The sequence below is a fragment of the Rhizobium sp. LEGMi-198b genome (assembly GCF_054114205.1).
On record NZ_JBSYVH010000006.1, the window covers coordinates 384,840 to 401,628 of the forward strand.

The 16,789-nt window shown below is 59.6% G+C and carries 13 protein-coding genes; 10 read left to right on the top strand and 3 right to left on the bottom strand.

The features are described 5' to 3' along the window. The first annotated feature begins 25 nt into the window (after nt 1-25). From ACXHXG_RS23490 to ACXHXG_RS23525, 8 genes are all read left to right on the top strand, one after another. Nucleotides 26-3,292: a nucleotide-binding protein gene (locus ACXHXG_RS23490; RefSeq protein WP_457900878.1), complete on the top strand. Its 3,267-nt coding sequence runs from the start codon at nt 26-28 to the stop codon at nt 3,290-3,292. Between the two features lie 4 nt (nt 3,293-3,296). Further along, complete coding sequence (locus tag ACXHXG_RS23495; RefSeq protein ID WP_260305053.1) at nt 3,297-4,583, top strand: glycosyltransferase family 4 protein; 1,287 nt, start codon at nt 3,297-3,299, stop codon at nt 4,581-4,583. A gap of 148 nt (nt 4,584-4,731) precedes the next feature. Next, nucleotides 4,732-5,424, top strand: coding sequence for a sugar transferase (locus ACXHXG_RS23500; protein WP_104826650.1), 693 nt, complete (start codon nt 4,732-4,734; stop codon nt 5,422-5,424). A 436-nt stretch (nt 5,425-5,860) separates the two neighbouring features. Further along, nucleotides 5,861-7,381, top strand: coding sequence for an oligosaccharide flippase family protein (locus tag ACXHXG_RS23505; RefSeq protein WP_457900879.1), 1,521 nt, complete (start codon nt 5,861-5,863; stop codon nt 7,379-7,381). Nucleotides 7,382-7,436: 55 nt separating this feature from the next. After that, nucleotides 7,437-8,258 carry a methyltransferase, TIGR04325 family gene (locus ACXHXG_RS23510; RefSeq protein ID WP_283054147.1) on the top strand — a complete coding sequence of 274 codons (822 nt, stop codon included), beginning with the start codon at nt 7,437-7,439 and terminating at the stop codon, nt 8,256-8,258. 107 nt (nt 8,259-8,365) lie between these two features. Then, nucleotides 8,366-8,695, top strand: a complete 330-nt coding sequence (locus ACXHXG_RS23515; protein WP_104826648.1) for an ArsR/SmtB family transcription factor — start codon at nt 8,366-8,368, stop codon at nt 8,693-8,695. Continuing rightward, nucleotides 8,692-9,171: an SRPBCC family protein gene (locus ACXHXG_RS23520; RefSeq protein WP_104826647.1), complete on the top strand. Its 480-nt coding sequence runs from the start codon at nt 8,692-8,694 to the stop codon at nt 9,169-9,171. Before ACXHXG_RS23515 ends, ACXHXG_RS23520 begins: the two co-directional genes overlap by 4 nt. A gap of 17 nt (nt 9,172-9,188) precedes the next feature. Beyond that, nucleotides 9,189-9,602, top strand: a complete 414-nt coding sequence (locus ACXHXG_RS23525; RefSeq protein ID WP_283054148.1) for a GFA family protein — start codon at nt 9,189-9,191, stop codon at nt 9,600-9,602. A gap of 31 nt (nt 9,603-9,633) precedes the next feature. On the opposite strand, the gene ACXHXG_RS23530 is transcribed toward ACXHXG_RS23525, so the two are convergent. After that, nucleotides 9,634-11,349 (bottom strand): GMC oxidoreductase, encoded by a 1,716-nt coding sequence (locus ACXHXG_RS23530; protein ID WP_457900880.1) that lies wholly within the window; start codon nt 11,347-11,349, stop codon nt 9,634-9,636. A 215-nt stretch (nt 11,350-11,564) separates the two neighbouring features. Here ACXHXG_RS23530 and ACXHXG_RS23535 point away from each other — a divergent pair, with 215 nt between their 5' ends. After that, nucleotides 11,565-12,749 (top strand): DegT/DnrJ/EryC1/StrS family aminotransferase, encoded by a 1,185-nt coding sequence (locus ACXHXG_RS23535; protein WP_457900881.1) that lies wholly within the window; start codon nt 11,565-11,567, stop codon nt 12,747-12,749. Then, nucleotides 12,736-13,506: a 4'-phosphopantetheinyl transferase family protein gene (locus ACXHXG_RS23540; RefSeq protein WP_457900882.1), complete on the top strand. Its 771-nt coding sequence runs from the start codon at nt 12,736-12,738 to the stop codon at nt 13,504-13,506. Before ACXHXG_RS23535 ends, ACXHXG_RS23540 begins: the two co-directional genes overlap by 14 nt. 63 nt (nt 13,507-13,569) lie before the next feature. On the opposite strand, the gene ACXHXG_RS23545 is transcribed toward ACXHXG_RS23540, so the two are convergent. Further along, nucleotides 13,570-15,078: an arylsulfatase B gene (locus ACXHXG_RS23545; protein ID WP_457900883.1), complete on the bottom strand. Its 1,509-nt coding sequence runs from the start codon at nt 15,076-15,078 to the stop codon at nt 13,570-13,572. An 88-nt stretch (nt 15,079-15,166) separates the two neighbouring features. Next, nucleotides 15,167-16,768 carry a glucosamine inositolphosphorylceramide transferase family protein gene (locus ACXHXG_RS23550; protein WP_283054153.1) on the bottom strand — a complete coding sequence of 534 codons (1,602 nt, stop codon included), beginning with the start codon at nt 16,766-16,768 and terminating at the stop codon, nt 15,167-15,169. Nucleotides 16,769-16,789: the final 21 nt, after the last annotated feature.

Below are 16,789 nucleotides of genomic sequence, written 5' to 3' on the forward strand. Positions count from 1 at the left end.
AAAAGCAAGGTCGGGCGGAAGTATCATGGCAGTTCACGAGATTGGTAAAAGCGTACCCGGAGCTCAATCCGAGGCCAAGCGATCAAACGGAAGCGAATATATTTCCTTTCGCGATATTTGGCGGTTCATGCAGCGTCATGTGCTGATCTTCATCACCTTTACCGCGATGGGGCTCGGCATCGGCTCATACTACGTGATGACCACCCAGCCGATCTATCAGGCTACAACCCGCCTGGTGATGGATCCGGAACAAGGCCGCATTGCGTCCCAGGACGCCTTCAGCGGCACGGTCATCATCGAGGCTGCGGAAATCGCCAGCCAGGTTGAGATCGTCAAATCGGAGGCCATCGCCCGCGCGGTGATCGAGAAGCTCAATCTCAGTGAAGACCCCGAGATCGTCGGGGGCATGTCGTGGCAGGGAGCCCTGCGTGACAAACTGCATAGCATCAGCGCCTATTTCACCCACAGCCACGACGAAGAAGTAAAGCCTGTCCCGACCCAAGACGATCTGATGCGCCGCACTATGGCCTCGTTTCTCTCCAGGGTCTCGGTCAACCGTGTCGGCCAATCCTACATTCTGGAAATCGGCTATAGTTCCACCGATCCGCGTAAGGCGGCACTGGCGGCGAACGCGATCGCCGCCGCCTATATCCGCACGGGGCTGACCGAGCGCGCCTCCGCCGCACAAAGCGGCGCGAAATGGTTGGAGACGCGGCTGATCGAGGTCGGGCGGCAGGCCCGCGAGGCCGCAATGAGCGTCGAAGAGTTCCGTGCCAAGAACGGCATCATGGAAATCAGCGCCTCCTCCTCGCTCGATCAGCAGCAATTGTCCGAAATCAGTAGCCAGGCGCTGGCAGCCCGGGCACAGACGGCCGCAGAATCCGCCAAGCTTGCGACGCTCACCCGGCTTATGGCCGGCGAGAAGGTCGAGGGCGATGTCGACGAGACGATCAACAATCCGCGCATACAGAAACTGCAGGAAGATCTGAGCACTGCAACGACCAAGCTCAACAACCTGACCAGCCGGTATGATGCCGGCAACCCGGCAATCGCGGCTGCGCAGGACGAGATCAATCGGCTGAAAAGCGAGATGCAGAGGGAGTTTTCCCGCATCCAAGCGGTCTATCGCTCCAATCTGGAAGTAGCCCAAACCCGGGAGAAGCTGCTCAACGACGAGCTGGCCGCGTTGACGGAAACCGGTACCGACAAGAACCTGGCGCGTGTCGAACTTTCCGAAATGGAGAGCCGCGCAACGACCTATCGCCGCATGTATGAAAGCATCCTGCAGCAATTGATCGGCGCGCTGCAGAAGGAATCCTTCCCGCTCGGCAATGCCCGCATCGTCACGGCTGCCGCCGTGCCGCTGACGAAGAACTGGCCGAAATCCTCGATCGTCATTCCTTTCTCCGCCATGCTCGGCCTTGCCTTGGGACTTGGGGTGGCGCTGCTGCGTGACGGCATGGACCGGCGCGTCAGCTCCAGCGAAAAGCTGCGGCGCGAACTCGGCATCACCTCGCTCGGCCATGTGCCTGTCTATGCCGGCCCGTCCTTCGTGCCCGGCCATATCGTAGGCGGTGGCTCGACGTGGCGACGAACCATGTCACCGCTGAGATCCGTGCTCGACACGCCCTACTCGCAATTTTCCGAAGCCTTGCGTGGCGTAAAACATTCGGTCGACTCCGCCTTCCAGCCGAATGCGCCGATGGTGATTGGCATCACTTCGGTCGGCACAGGCGAAGGCAAGACGACGATCGCGACCAATCTCGCTCAGCTCTATCAGAACGAGGGCACATCCGTGGTGCTGGTCGACGCCGATTTCCTCAATGCCCGCCTCAGCGGCGTCGCAATGGAATCGGGCGCAGATTTCGGCATGGATCTGCTGCGCATGAACGAAGTGCCGCGGCGTTATTCAGTCGCACATGAAAACGGCTTGTCCATCGCAACGATCGATCATGATCCGGAGATCGACAGGCTATCGTCGCAGTCCTATGGCAGCGGCATTCCCGTCGTCACGGTCGACGAGACGGAGAAATCCGTTGCCGCATTCCAGCGCTATGGCCATCTGCCGGCGCTCAAGGCGGAAATCGATCTACTGCGCCGGCGCTACAAGGTGGTCATCGTCGACATGTCGGCCTTCGAAGACTCCGCCGATACACGCGTCATCTGCTCCTATCTCGAAGGCATCGTCGTCGTTGTCGGCCATACCAACAAGATGACGGTGGAGCGGCTGTCTGACGCGCTTGCAAGCTTTGGTACGACGCCGATCAATATCCTCGGCATCATCGCCAACCGCAGCAGCGAAAAGCGCCGGCATGCCGAGCGCCATCACTGGTGGCGCAAGCCGCAGCCGCGCGAAACCCGCTTTTCCGCCAAGCGGCTCGAAGGCCGTCCGGCTGGCCGCCCGCTCAAGCTGGTCGTCGGCATCGCCAGTGCCGGCCGGCGGGACATCCTGTCCTCGATCCTTCCGCATATGGCGCGCCAGACGCGCAAGCCGGACGAAGTGGTCGTCTGCCTCGCCTCGCCGGAGGACATCGATCCGAGCTGCCTGCGCGATCTCGATTTTCCGGTACGTGTGCTGATTTCCGAACGGGGACTCTGCCGCCAGCGCAACCGGATCCTCGACAACATTCCAGATTCGGACGTCGTCCTCTTCGTCGATGATGATTTCCTGATGACGCCGAACTACCTCGAGGAGACGGAACGGCTGTTCCAATTCCATCCGGACATCGTCATGTGCACCGGCACGGTGCTTGCAGACGGGATCACCGGCCCCGGCATCTCCGTTCGCGACGGGCTGCGGATGGTCGAATCGAAGAGCCGGCGGCGGTCGGATCCGACGGCGCAGTTCCAGCCGGTCTACAACGCCTATGGTTGCAACATGGCGGTCCGCACCACGATCATCAAAGCCGGCAATCTGCGCTTCGACGAGAACCTGCCCTTCTATGGCTGGCTCGAGGATGTCGATTTCAGCCGGATCGTCGCCCGCTACGGCCAGGTGGTCAGCGCCAAGCAGTTGGAAGGCGTACATCTCGGCACGAAGGTCGGCCGCTCGGCCGGCGTCCGGCTCGGTTATTCGCAAATCGCCAATCCCGTCTATCTCATGCGCAAGCGAACCATGAGCGTCCGTCACGCGTCCATCCAGATCGGCCGCAACCTAGCCGCCAACCTCGTCAAAGCCTGGCGGCCCGAGCCGTGGGTCGACCGCAAGGGACGGCTGAAGGGCAATGCGATGGCCTGTCTCGATCTGCTGAAGGGCAGGCTTGCGCCGCAAAACGTCGAAGCGCTGGAGTAATCTCGTGAGCCCACCCCGTCCCGATCGGGTCGTCATCATCAACGATCGCTCCGTCAAAGTTGGCGGAGCATCGAATCTGGCGATCCTTTCTGCCGATCTATTGCAACACGCTGGAATTCCAGTCACCTATTTCGCCGGCGACACCGCCGGCGACAATCCGCCGGCGTTGGACACCATCAATCTCGATGGCCTGCCACTGACCCAGCAAGGCCGGATGAACGCCCTCGCCAGCGGACTATACAGCAAGAGCGCCTATACTGCGCTGCAGGATCTCATCACCCGAAAGGACACGCCAGCTACGATCTACCATGTACATGGCTGGTCGAAGATCCTTTCGCCGTCGATCTTTCGGGCGCTGTGGCCGGTGCGCGAGCGGGTCGTGCTGCACGCCCATGACTATTTCTTATCCTGCCCGAACGGCGGCTTTGCGAACTATCGAAAAAACGATGTGTGCCGCCTCACGCCCATGTCGATGCAATGCCTGACGACGCAGTGCGACAAGCGCGGTTATCACGAGAAGGTCTGGCGATCGGCGCGGCATGTGCTGCGGGAGCACTTTTACCCCACTCATCAAACGCCGGCCAATATCGTCATCGTGCACCAGCGCATGCGCGACTATTTCGACCGTAGCGGTATCGAAACAGACAATATCGAGATCATCCGCAATCCGGTCGAACCCTTTCTGAAGCAGCCGATGCAGCCATGGAAGAAACGCGATTTCTTCTTTGTCGGTCGGCTCGAACCGGAAAAGGGATTCGAAGATGCCGCCATGGCGGCGCGGCTTGCCGGCATAAGTCTCCATATCATCGGCGATGGCGCGGGCCGCGCGCTGCTGGAGCGCGACTATCCGGAGGTGGTCATTCACGGCTGGAAATCCAAGGAGGAGATGCGCGACATCATCGGCAATGCGCGAGCGCTCGTCGTTTCCTCGCGCGTTCCGGAGCCTTTCGGGCTCGCCGCGCTGGAAGCGGTGACCAGCGGTATTCCGGTCATCCTTCCAGACGCGGCGCTTCTCGGCGACGAAATTGCCGAGCTCGGCTGTGGACTGACCTTTCAAAGCGGCAAGGTGGAAACCCTTGCCGGCGCGATGCGCCGCCTTGCAGGCGATAACATGTTGATCCGCCTGATGAGCGTCAACTGCATGCGCCGGTCCAGTGGTCTTGCCCATACACCGGCCTCCTGGCGGGACGCACTGATCACCCTCTACGACCGCATTCTCGAGCGCACGGCCGCCTCCGCTGCCCTCGCCGAGGACTATCCGGAAGCTGCTGGACAATCACCAATCGGTTAGTTGAGTAGACGAATTACCTGCCGACCTAGCCGTGCTTTCCCGGCTTTACGTCAATGGGACTAGGGCAATACCCGCAGGGTCAATTGTCAAGCTTGAGGGCAACTGGCAGCTTTGTGAAACGGTTCGGCAATGTCGAGAGGTTCAAGAGATGCTGTCGGCTTTTGATGGCTATGCTCATGATGAGCAACCGCTTCGTGATTTGAAACAGACAGCAAGGCGCAGCCGCGCCAAGCGTAGCGTCGATATACTGCTTTCGGCCGTAGGCCTGCTGTTTCTCGCCCCGGCGCTTCTTGTAATCGCCATCGCGCTGCTATTGGTCGATGGCCGCCCCATCATCTACCGCCATACGCGCGTCGGCCGAGAGGGCCGCCCGTTCCAATGCCTGAAGTTCCGTTCAATGCGCAAGGATGCAGACAAGCGCCTGGCTGAGTTGCTGGAGCGGGAGCCGGAACGGAAGAGGGAATGGCTGGCCACGCAGAAGCTGATGAACGATCCGCGCGTTCACTGGCTCGGCAAATATCTGCGCATGAGCAGCGCCGATGAACTGCCGCAGCTTCTCAACGTGCTGCGTGGCGAGATGAGCTTGGTCGGGCCACGCCCGGTGGTGGCCGCGGAACTTGAGCGCTACGGATCGCAATTGTACTGCTACCTGGCACTACAGCCCGGCATCACCGGCCTATGGCAGGTCAACCGCTGCGCCGACACCTCCTATGAGGAGCGGGTACAGTTCGATGTCGACTACTACCATGCATGCTCATTCTGGACGGACGTCGCCATTCTCTGGAAGACCGTCGGCGTCGTGCTGCTTGCCCGCAATGAAAAGGAACGACTCACCAAATGAAGAAGATGGCGACCGCAGCCCAGACCGCGAGACAAAACAGTATCAGCAGCCAACGGAGCACGAATTTCCGGCGCGGAAAGCGCCGGCGCCCGGCTGCCGTGCGATCGGGATCGACGTCCTTCATAACCTGTTCTGCATGTTGTCTCATGACAGTTTACGAAAAACCCTCTGTTGGGCGAACACCAACCAAAAACATCTTCTCAGGCCCAGGTCGCAACTTACGTAACGTTAGGCCGTTCAACGCCAGTTTGCTTAGTTTTTGGAGCGTTCCCCTTGGCGCAAGATTGTGTTCCGAATGGGAACGTTACATGATTTATCTTAAGAAAATCTGGTTTTTCTTAAAGAAACCCACACAATATTATGGGGCCGCGATGAGTCAGCGGTGGAAAAACGGAGGGGTTTTGCCTTTCTTTTCTCCGACGCAGGCGGTGCGCTGATGGACGGGATGCCCCTTCCCCCTCCATCTTCCGGCCGATTCGGTTTGCCGCGATGGCTTCGCCTGCGCTTGCCGTCCGTCATCGGCGACGGTGCTTCGACCTTGGTTTCGAAGATCGTCTCCCAGGTCGTGCAGCTCGTCGTTTTCCTCGTCGCAGCGCGTGTGCTGGAGTCTGCCGAATTCGGCCTCTACGCCTATAGCTCCGCCATCGTGATCCTGCTCGTCGTTGTTGCCGAGGGCGGCTGGGGCGAGTTCATCATGAAAACGGAGTGCACGCGGGACGAGCTCGACCAGGTCGGCACGATCTCGGTCATCTCCGGAATCCTGATAACGATCGTCGGCCTCTCGATTGCCGCGGTCGTCTGGTTTGTCTTCCATCAGCCCTGGGAAGGCATGCTGCTCTGCCTCTTCAGTTGCTGGTTCCTGCCCTCCTCGCTTTCAGTCGTCTATGACGGACTGCTGGTCGCGAGGGGGCAGTTGCGCAAACAAGCGGCAATCCGTATCGCATCCGAGCTTACCGGGCTGGGCGTGACTATGCTCGGCCTGTGGATAGGTTGGAACGTCTTCTCCCTCGTGGCGGGAAGGCTTGCGACACTGCTCGTCGGCGTATTCGCCTCTGCCATCGTCGCACGTTGGTGTCCCAAACCACGCCTCACCGTGCCGTTCGCGCGCGAAATCCTCGAGTTCTCGCGTCATATTCTGGCAAACCGGCTGATCATCTTCCTGCGCTCCTATTCGGGCACACTGGCGATCGGCAGCTTTCTCGGCCTCGCGGAAGCCGGTTATTATCGCGTCGCCGAACGGATCATCGCCGCCTTCTCCGAGCTCATCGGCGAGCCGGCGCGCATGCTCGCCTGGACGTTGTTCCGCCGGGCGACCGTCAAGATCGATGCCAACGGCAAAACATCCCGCGATGTCGGTCCCGCCGCGACCACCTTCATGACCCTTCTGATGGCGATCTCGGCGCCAATCTATCTCGGGCTGTCGCTGATTTCATCCAGCTTGATCGACGTGGTGCTCGGCGACAAATGGGCGCCGGCAGCGATCCTCGTGACGATCCTCTCGGTCAAGCAGGTGCTGCTGACGCCCGGCTATGTCACCGAGCCGCTGCTTTCTCTGTCGGGCAATATCAGGCATATGCCTGCCGCGCTGTTGCTCAACGGCGCTATCTCGGTCGGCCTGATCGTTCTCTTCGCGCCCTTCGGCGTCGAGGCGGCGGCTTTGAGTCAATGCCTGGCATCGCTGATTTCCTTTGTGGTATCGATGCATCTGCAGCGCAACTATGGCGGCCTCGCATGGAGGCGGGTGATCAGCGACTGTGCCTACGTTGCCGTTGCCATCGCAGCCATGGCGGCAACGGTCTATTCGCTCGGTTATCTCGCCGAAGCATCTGCGCTGCGGCACCTGGCAACATTGGCGATCCAAGTGGTGTCCGGCGGAGCGACCTACGTTCTCACCCTTGCGATCCTTCAGAAATTGATGGGGATCCCGATCCCGATCTTTGCGGTCGGCCGACGATAGGCCTGACAATTTTCAAAACGAGAAAGGCCGTTCGAGGCCAGTTGAGGACATGACAATGGCGACGGCATCTTTGTCAGAGAACAAGCGCTCGATCCTTGGCGAAACGGTCCGCAGTCTTGGCCGGTCTTTGTCGCCGCTGCGTGCGGCCGGCGGGCGCCTGCGGTATCTATCGCCATTTCCGCGGCGATTTACCGGAGCTTACAGTTCCTACGAAGCTGCCTTTGCCGCCGCCAAGACCATGCCGATGGCCGGTTACGACCACGAGGAAATCACCAATGTCGGCTTTTCCAAAATGTGCCAGGTCTTGCCATGGGACTATCCGGTTATGTTCTGGATGCGCAACCTGATGCAGGAGGTTGACGGTGTAATCGACGCCGGCGGCCATATGGGAACGAAATACAGGGCTTTCCGGCCGTTACTGCAGTTCGACGACTCCTTCCGTTGGGTCGTCTATGATCTTCCCTCCTTCACCCGCGCTGGACGGCGTTTGGCGGAGCGCGATGGTCTGACCGGCCTCACCTTCGTCGACCGAATCGAGGAAGCCGCCGGCATACCGCTTTTCCTGGGCTCCGGCTTGATGCAGTATCTGGATGTGCCGCTCTCCAGCCTGCTGCAGCGCCTGCCGGCGTTGCCCCGGCATGTGATCCTCAACAAGGTCGCCCTCCACAAGAGAGGCACGGTTGTGACGCTGGAACGAATAAGCGGCGCCTATGTGCCTTATCAGATGCGCGACGAAGCCACCTTCCTCAGCGATTTGACAGAGCTCGGTTACACGCAGGTCGACCGTTGGGCGATCCCATCTCTGTCTCACCTCATCGACACCCATCCGGAATTGGGACGAAGCGAAAGCGCCGGCTTCTATTTCCGCCTCGGCTAGAGATATTCCCGGAACGCAGTCGAAGGGGCGGCGAGAGCCGCCCCTTCGTACATGGGTCAAATCAAATAGTATTGACTAATTGATTAGTCATTGCTATTTGATTTCCCATGATCGAAACCGACACCATAACTGCCGTCATGCGCGCCCTTGCCGATCCCACGAGGCGGGCCGTGTTCGAGCGCATCGTCAATTCCGACGAGATCACCGTGGTCGAATTGACCCGCGGCAGCAGTGTCACGCAGGGCGCCATCTCCCAACATCTCAAGTCCTTGAAACAGGCTGGCCTTGTCTGCGAGCGCCCCGAGGGTCGCAACGTCTATTATCGTGCCCAGCCAGATGGCCTGGAGCCGCTGGTCGACTGGATGAGCCACTATGGCGTCTTCTGGCGCGAACGCTTTGCCGATCTGAGAAACCTGCTGAAGGAAATCGACCCATGAACCAAGCCGTGAGTAAAGACACGCAGGCCATTGTGGCCGAAGAAGTTTTCCCGCATGCGCCGGCGATAATCTGGAAGGCCTTGACCAGCGGCGAACTGATCAGCCGCTGGCTGATGGCGCCGAAGGGTTTCGAGCCTGTGGCCGGCTGCCACTTCACCTTTCAAACCACGCCCGCAGGCGAATGGGACGGCACCATTCACTGCGAAGTGCTGGAGGTCGTGCCGAATGAGCGGCTGTCCTATGCCTGGAGGGGCGGCCATGCGGCCAATGATGGCTACGGCTCAAAACTGGACACGGTGGTCACCTTCACCCTCTCCAAGGCCGAGGCGGGCACGCGCCTGCGCCTCGTCCATTCCGGCTTCGTGCTTCCGAAGAACGATACCGCCTACCGCAACATGAGCGAAGGCTGGAAAAAGGTGGTCAAGAGGCTCGACATGGTGGTCGCCGAAGAGGCGTCTTCGCAAACATCGCATTGAAGCAATAGGAGAACGACATGAACAAGCACTATGTCGGCGGCTGCGCCTGCGGCGCGATCCGCTACGAAATCGCCGGCGAACCAGCCGTCATGGTTGACTGCCAGTGCCGGCAATGTCAGCGCGACAGCGGCACCGGCCATCAATCGCATCTGACTTTTGTTGCGGCTGAGGTGAAGGTCGAGGGAGAAGCGTCGCACTGGCAGACCGTTGGTGACGGCGGAACCGTGAAGCGGCGCGGCTTCTGCCCGACATGCGGCTCGTCCGTCTATATGACGTTTCCCGACATGCCGGATGTGTTCATCGTCACGCCGGCAAGCCTCGATGAGCCAAGCCGCTATGAGCCGCAATTGGTATCCTGGACCGCGGCCGGATATGCCTGGGATCACCTCGATCCTGCACTGCCGAAATTCGACAAGATGCCACCGAGGTGAGACAGCTTGAACCTGAAGGTCAATAGAGACATCAGACTGTCTTCACCATGACCGACGATAATCCTTCAGCAATGACATAGGGCCTCTCGATTGCATGCCTCGCCTTAAGATGATCGGCGAGGCGGATTGCCAGCGTCAACATCATCAATGTCGGATTGGCGTGCCCGCCCGTCGGAAAGACCGAACTGCCGGCGACGAACAATCCGTCGATACCATGGACCATCGCGTTCGGATCGACCACGCTGGTCGCGCGATCGGTTCCCATGCGCGTCGTGCAGGATGGGTGCGCCATATCCATGAAAGCCGCGCTGCCGTCGTCATCCATGGCGATCCAGTCGGCGAGTTGCGGCCGCGGCAAGCCGATGCGGCCGAATTCCTTTGAAATCACTTGCGCCAGTCGCTTTATGCTCTTGATTTCGCAAGGCCCTATCTTCCAATCCACTCGAGGCAGAGGCCTGCCGAAGCGATCACGTGTGTGCGAAAGCGTGACCCGGCTTTCGGGGTCAAGCTTTTGCTCCGCCATGACGTCAAAGCGCAGCTCGGTCGACCGGTGCGGCAAGCCGCGTTTGCGAATCAGCCTGTTGTAGAGGCCGGATGCGATCATTCCGGGCGATCGTCCGATGGCCGAAAGATCATGCGCCAATGTCCGGTGTGAGCCGTGCGCCACGCGCTTCAGCGCAACCCACGGGTCGTCGTCAGCGTGGATCTGGACCGGATAGGCCGCGCAATTGGTAAGACCTTCCCGCACCTGCATGTCCGGACTGAGAGACAGTCCCTGCAGATAAAAATGCGTCCGCCCTTCGTGCGACAGACCATAGAAATTGAAATGCCGGGCGATCCGCTCGATATCGCGCCCGGTGACGCGGGCAAGCGACGTGCGGGGATGATCGGCAAGATAGCGGCCGACGACATCCCGGCTGTTGCCAATGCCGGACCTCATCAACGTGTTTGAGGCCAGCAGCAACCGGGCATTCTCAATACCACCGCCGCAAAGTACGATCGTCCTGGCGTCGACGATGGCCTTGTTTCCTTCAAGGCTCGTCACATTCAAGGACGTGGCCCGGCGGCCATTGTGGTCGAGAACGACCTCCGTCACCGTCGCATGTGTCAGAAAATCGATATTCGTCGCATTGATCTTGCGCGCGCATCTGTTGAAGCGCATCGGTTCGCCGCGCCGATCCCGCTCGTGGCTGAATTGCCAGAAGAACGGACGGAGAAGATCGCTGTTCATGCCAAGATCGGTCGGGCGGGAATGCAGCCGTTCATAAAGGCGCTCGTCGTAAAGATTGGGTCCGAGATTGAGGAGGTCGCCGGCACGATCCAGCGCTATCTGCAGCTCATCGCGCCCGATCGGCCAGCCGGACAGCGACAGCCACGGCCGCCTTGCGAAATCGATCTCGTCGAAAGCAGCACATTTGCCGACCCACGTATGAGTGCTGCCGCCGAGAAGCCGGTTGCGCAGCTCGAAGGCCGGTATCTCGTTCAACCACTCCAAGCCGCCGCTGTAACCGCGCCCAACCGGCTCGATGCCGGCGCGCGCAACAGGCTCGCCGATATTTTCGACCGCGTTCAGTGTCTGCAATTCGGGCTCGTAATCGAGGCCGCCGCTATCGATGACGAGGATGCGAACTGGCGTATTTGCAAATTCCTGTGCGATGGTGATGCCCGCGGGACCACCGCCGACGATGGCGATATCGGCATGTAGCAGCGTATTGTCCGGGGCTGATCTGAGGTCGCGGATCGCCATGATAACATTCTCCCACAATTCCTTGTTTTTCTATCGGAATCGCGGCTTCGCGGATAATCGTCCAATCAGGCATAGATGCGTATGTGAGCTACCGATTTTGGATAGGTCGATTGGCTCTGCACCAAGCCTTTCTGGCCGGAAAGCCATGCTGAAAACAGAGCGAACGGGCGCTAGGCTCAAAGACGAGAGCCGCTGATTTCATCGGGAGCGAAGATATGGCTAAAGTCGGATTGCGGGAATGGATGGCGCTTGCGCCGGTATTTGCGTCGGGAAAATTGGCGCGCTATGGCGACGACACAGGCGGTCCCCTATTGCGGTTCGAGGCCGATTTCTGCGCCAAGTTCGGCGTACAGCATGCGCTGACGATGAGCAGCGGTACCGGGGCGCTGATTTCGGCGCTGGTCGCGGCCGGCATCGGCCCCGGCGACGAAGTACTGGTGCCCGCCTATACCTGGATCGCCACCGCCGCCGCGCCTCTGGCCGCCGGCGCCGTGCCGGTCCTGGTCGACATCGACCAGACATTGACGATGGACCCTGCCGACATCGTCCGCAAAATCTCCCCGCAGACGAAGGCGATCATTCCCGTGCACATGTCGAACATGGTCTGCGACATGGACAGCATCATGCACATCGCCCGCGAGCATAATCTGCTTGTCATCGAGGATGCCTGCCAGGCCGTCGGGCTTACCTACAAGAACAAGCGGACGGGCACGATCGGCGACCTCGGCGCTTATAGCTTCAACCAGTTCAAGAACATGAATATCGGCGAAGGCGGCGCTGTCGTTACCAACGATCCGCACCTTTTTGCCCGGGCGCGCATGTACCACGACATCGGCTCGCTGTTTCGCGGCCATCTCGACAATGCCAACGAACCGCCGATGCTCGGCGTGAATTTCAAGGCGAGCCAAATCCAGGGTGCCATGCTGCGCGTCCAACTGAAGCGGCTCGATCCGATGATTGCACGGATGCGTAGGCGCTACGACTTGATGACCGAGATCCTGTCGAAGAGTGACAGGATGCGCATCGGTCCGCACAATGATGTCGCCAACGCCGCCGGCTTGCATGTCATCTTCGAAACGCCCGACGACGCCAGACAGTTTGCCGAGGAAAACAGGCGTGGCGTCTATCGGCTCTACGATTCCAGCCGCCACGTCTACACCAATTGGCAGCCGGTGCTGCAGCAGCGCAGCGGCCACCCTGCAATGAACCCCTATAATTGGACGGATCGAAAGATCGAATATACGCCTGACATGTGCGCGCAGACGCTGGATATCCTTAAGCGCACTTGCCGCATCAGCCTTGGCGAGAACTATCCGGCGGCGCTGATGGCATATTTGGCACGGCGCATGGTTCGCCAAGGCCCGACCGCCAGCGGCAAGCTCTCCTATGCAACAACCTAGTTTCGAAATCATCGGTCCAGACGTTATCGACGTCTGGACCTGGAGCCTCGATGCGCCGTCCCGGCAGATCGATGAGTTCGCAGCGCTCTTGTCCGCTGAAGAGCTCACAAGAGCTGCGCGCTTCGTGCGCGAACGAGACAGACAACGGTTCATAGTTGGAAGGGGACGGTTGCGATCCATCCTCGGGCAGTATCTCGGCCTGTCGCCGCAAAAAGTGTCCTTCACGTATAACGACTATGGCAAGCCTTACGTCGCTTTCCCTGGCGGCACTCCCCTCCACTTCAATCTGAGCCACAGCGCCGATCTTGCGGCGCTGGCGATCTCTGATCGCTACGAGCTCGGCATCGATGTCGAGGAAATCCGCTTCCTCAAGGAAGACATCGCTGGTCGTTTCTTTTCCCGTAAGGAATGCCTGACCCTGCGGGCACTGCCGCCGGAGGCCTATCTCGACGGTTTCTACCGCTGCTGGACGCGCAAGGAGGCCTTCGTCAAGGCGCATGGCGAGGGGCTCTCGCTGGCGCTCGACGGTTTCGACGTAACATTCGATTGGACAAGTGAACCGAGACTGGAGCGGCTAGAGGGCGATCCGGACGCGCCTTTCAACTGGCGGATTCTAGAGCTTGAAACACCGGCGACGTTCGCCGGCGCTGTTGTTGCTCTCACAAAGGGTTGTCCGGTCGGCCTGCGCTATCGCAGCGATGAGGATGAGACGCCTAAAGCGCATCGCGATCTCTGGGATTCGCTCCGCGCGCTTTAGGTTCTTTATTTTACGCGTGTCGCTATCGCAAAACCGCGTTTGCCGCCACGAAAGAATTGCCCATCAATCTCCGACATTGAACATTTCAGCCGCGTCGGGCAGCACCGTGTCCGAATGCAAAAGCAATCGCACGGCGTCCTGCATGATGAGCGGCGGAGCCATCTGTGAGGCGAGCTCGATGATCCGCGCCTGCAGTTTCTGGACCATTTCGGGGCTCTGATCGGCAAGGTTTGTGGTCTCGGACGTATCCTTCGAAAGATCGAAGAGTTCGATTTTCGGCGGCAACGTCGCCTTCCACACAAGCTTCCAATCGTCCTGGCGGACGGCGGCCGTCATTGGTTCGATGTTGTAGACGATCTCGGTGCGTGGCGATGGCTTTCCTTCGCCAAGCATCGGCCACATGTCCATCCCGTCCAGCGGCTTGTTCTTGCCGAGCTTGGCACCGGCCAGAGCCGCCAAGGTCGGGTACATGTCAACGACATGCATCATCCCGCCGGCGGTGCCAGGCTTGATCTTTCCCGGCCAGTTGACCAGGCCAGCGACGCGCGTACCTCCTTCATAGGTCGTCCCCTTGCCCTCCCGGTGAGGACCGTTGTCGGCCGGAAGCTTGCCCTTGACGTCGCTTTCCCCTGCAAAGAAAGCATTGACCACGCCGCCATTGTCGCTGTGAAAGACAATGAGCGTGTTCTCGCGCATGCCGCGCGTTTCGAGAGCTTCGATGACTCTGCCGATGCCATCGTCCATCACCGAGATCATCGCCGCATAGTTTCGCCGGCTCTCGTCGGCGATATGGCTGTTGCGTTCAATATACTCCTTCGGCGCCTGGAAGGGCGTATGCGGCGACGTGAAGGCCAGATACAGGAACAAAGGCTTCGACTGATCGTGCTCGTTGATCACTCGCACGGCTTCGGTAGCGAAGAGGACGTTGTCGAATCCTTCCTCCTCGATGGCTTCGTTGTTGCGGTACCAATCCGCATTGCCGTTCGCCGACTTATGCGTGAAGTGATCGATCTCGCCAAGCAGAGCGCCATAGAATGAATCGAAGCCGCGCTGGCGCGGCCAGAATGCCGTTTTGGCGTGACCGAGGTGCCATTTGCCGCTCGCCGCGGTGGCATAGCCTGCTTCCTTCAACATTTCCGGCAAGAGATAGTCATCGAGCGCCAAGCCGTAGGTACCGCCCTGGGGAATGACGGCGGTCTGCATGCCGTAGCGGAACGGGTAGCGGCCCGTCATGAACGCCGCCCGGGTCGGCGTGCACATGGGCTGGGCGTAGTATTGCTCAAGCCGGGCGCCTTTTTCCGCCAGTTGGTCGATATTTGGCGTCCTTATGTCAGAGCCGTGAAACCCGACATCCTTCCAGCCCAAATCGTCGGCGAGGATAAAAACAATGTTTGGCTTGGTCGACTGAGCCAACGCGGCTGTTCCGGAAGCAAGCGCTGCGGCCAATCCACCCACGCCCATCCTGCCAGCGATTTGCACCGCCGCCAGCGAACCGCCAGTCGTGAGCACCGCCCTGCGCGTAAACCCTTGTGGGCCGACATGATCGGCCTTGTTGTCAGCGTCCTTGTCCATCAGTTCTGCCTCCCCCTCGCTGGACGGCCTTTGCCCAGCATTTCGTGCAAGAACAGTTCTTTGATGATCATCACCCGCGCGACAGGTTTTAAATGCTCAATCTCGCATCCATGATATAGCGCCCGCCCGCTGCATCGAAATGATGGCAGCCGAGAAGCCCGGTCTTGAAGTCCGGCGTGATCGTGCGGATGCAGCGTTCGCGATAATGATCGAGCGTGAGCTCTTCGATCTCCATGATGTTCAGCCCGTAGCCGTAGAGGCCATGGGAATTTCGCTGCGACGGCCTGTAGATCTTGCCATCGCGCTCGAAGATGCGCCCGGCATTGCGGGCCACGGTGCTGCCGATGACGACGGGATTGCGTTTATGCGGCACGACGCGCTTCAGCTCCGGACCGTCGACCTCGAAGACATAGAGCTCGTTACAGTGATCTTCATAGGCGTGATGATCCGAGAGATTGGTGAAGAGCCACCATTTGTTGCCGTGACGCGTCAGAATGCTGTCGGCAGCCGATTGGCCTTCGAGGGCGGTGGAATAAAGCTCCCATTTCAATGGGAATTCGGTGCAACGCCAGATCTCGAGACGGTGCGACTGATGCGCCTCCGGCATCATGAAGATGTCGTCGCCGTCGCGGAACACGAATGGATAGGAGAGATGGTGCGGACAATCGAGCGCTACGCCGAGCCGCTCAATCTTGTCGCCGTTGAAGCGGCCAACCGCGATATGCGCCTTGCGGTCGCCATCCGCATAGGCTTCGTAAAACAGGTAGCATTCACCATCATGCTGGAAGAGGAAGGGATCGGCCTTGATGTCGCCCCTGGTCGGCGGGATTTCGATCGCCTGGCTAGGATCGAAATCATCTATCCGCCCACGACCGGTATAGAGCGTCCAAATGGACGAACCGAAGCGTAGTTTTGATTTCAATGCTTTAAGCGCTTTTGCTGAGAGATAACCTGACAATGCGCCGGTATAGCGGAAGAGATCGCCGAATGATGGGGCTGAAGTGACTGGCGGGCGCGCCAATACCGTTGTGTCGAGCTGACGCGTATCGGCCAAACGCCCAAGTTCGCGCATCAAAAGCGTCACGCCACGCTCCCGCACGAAAGCGGCATTGCGCGCCGCGCTGAATTTTATGTTGAATGAGGAGGTAGCAATCTGGGCAAGCTGGGTTTCATCGCCGCGCTTGGCATAAAGCGTCAGGTCCGTCACCGGTGCCCTGGCAATGACATCGGCATAGCTGTACCAATCGACATGTTCCGATCGCTGATCGGAGAAATTGAAGGCCCATTCGCCAAACGGCAGTGCCCGGATCGCATCGTCGGGCAAGCCCTCCGGCGTAGTGCGTATGACCAGATCGAGATCGAGACGCTTGAGTAATGCGGAAGCGACGCTGCCATTGGTCGTGTTGCGGCCGCCAATGGCTTCGAGATAGTCGACGCGCTGGCGGCCGGCATCGAAATGCTTCGGGATATAGGCAGGCTGCCGGGCTAGCAGTTTACCCTCCAGCCGTGCTTCCAAGGCAAACAGCGACGACGTCTTCCGGTTACCGAAAGCCCGTGGATGAACGAGCAGCGTAACGAGTTCGAAGCGCGGATCGGCAAGAACCCGGTCAAAAACCATCAGCTCCCAATTCTCAAAGCCGTCCTTATGCCCGGCAAGAACACCGATCCTCAAAGGCCTGGTCATATCCATGATCGCGTTTCCTATGCGGTT

Bases quoted from the DNA above. Each gene is read 5' to 3' on its own strand.
- ACXHXG_RS23490 (WP_457900878.1), top strand. From the start codon at position 26: ATGGCAGTTCACGAGATTGGTAAAAGCGTACCCGGAGCTCAATCCGAG.
- ACXHXG_RS23500 (WP_104826650.1), top strand. From the start codon at position 4,732: ATGCTGTCGGCTTTTGATGGCTATGCTCATGATGAGCAACCGCTTCGT.
- ACXHXG_RS23505 (WP_457900879.1), top strand. From the start codon at position 5,861: ATGGACGGGATGCCCCTTCCCCCTCCATCTTCCGGCCGATTCGGTTTG.
- ACXHXG_RS23510 (WP_283054147.1), top strand. From the start codon at position 7,437: ATGGCGACGGCATCTTTGTCAGAGAACAAGCGCTCGATCCTTGGCGAA.
- ACXHXG_RS23515 (WP_104826648.1), top strand. From the start codon at position 8,366: ATGATCGAAACCGACACCATAACTGCCGTCATGCGCGCCCTTGCCGAT.
- ACXHXG_RS23520 (WP_104826647.1), top strand. From the start codon at position 8,692: ATGAACCAAGCCGTGAGTAAAGACACGCAGGCCATTGTGGCCGAAGAA.
- ACXHXG_RS23525 (WP_283054148.1), top strand. From the start codon at position 9,189: ATGAACAAGCACTATGTCGGCGGCTGCGCCTGCGGCGCGATCCGCTAC.
- ACXHXG_RS23530 (WP_457900880.1), bottom strand. From the start codon at position 11,349: ATGGCGATCCGCGACCTCAGATCAGCCCCGGACAATACGCTGCTACAT.
- ACXHXG_RS23535 (WP_457900881.1), top strand. From the start codon at position 11,565: ATGGCTAAAGTCGGATTGCGGGAATGGATGGCGCTTGCGCCGGTATTT.
- ACXHXG_RS23540 (WP_457900882.1), top strand. From the start codon at position 12,736: ATGCAACAACCTAGTTTCGAAATCATCGGTCCAGACGTTATCGACGTC.
- ACXHXG_RS23545 (WP_457900883.1), bottom strand. From the start codon at position 15,078: ATGGACAAGGACGCTGACAACAAGGCCGATCATGTCGGCCCACAAGGG.
- ACXHXG_RS23550 (WP_283054153.1), bottom strand. From the start codon at position 16,768: ATGGATATGACCAGGCCTTTGAGGATCGGTGTTCTTGCCGGGCATAAG.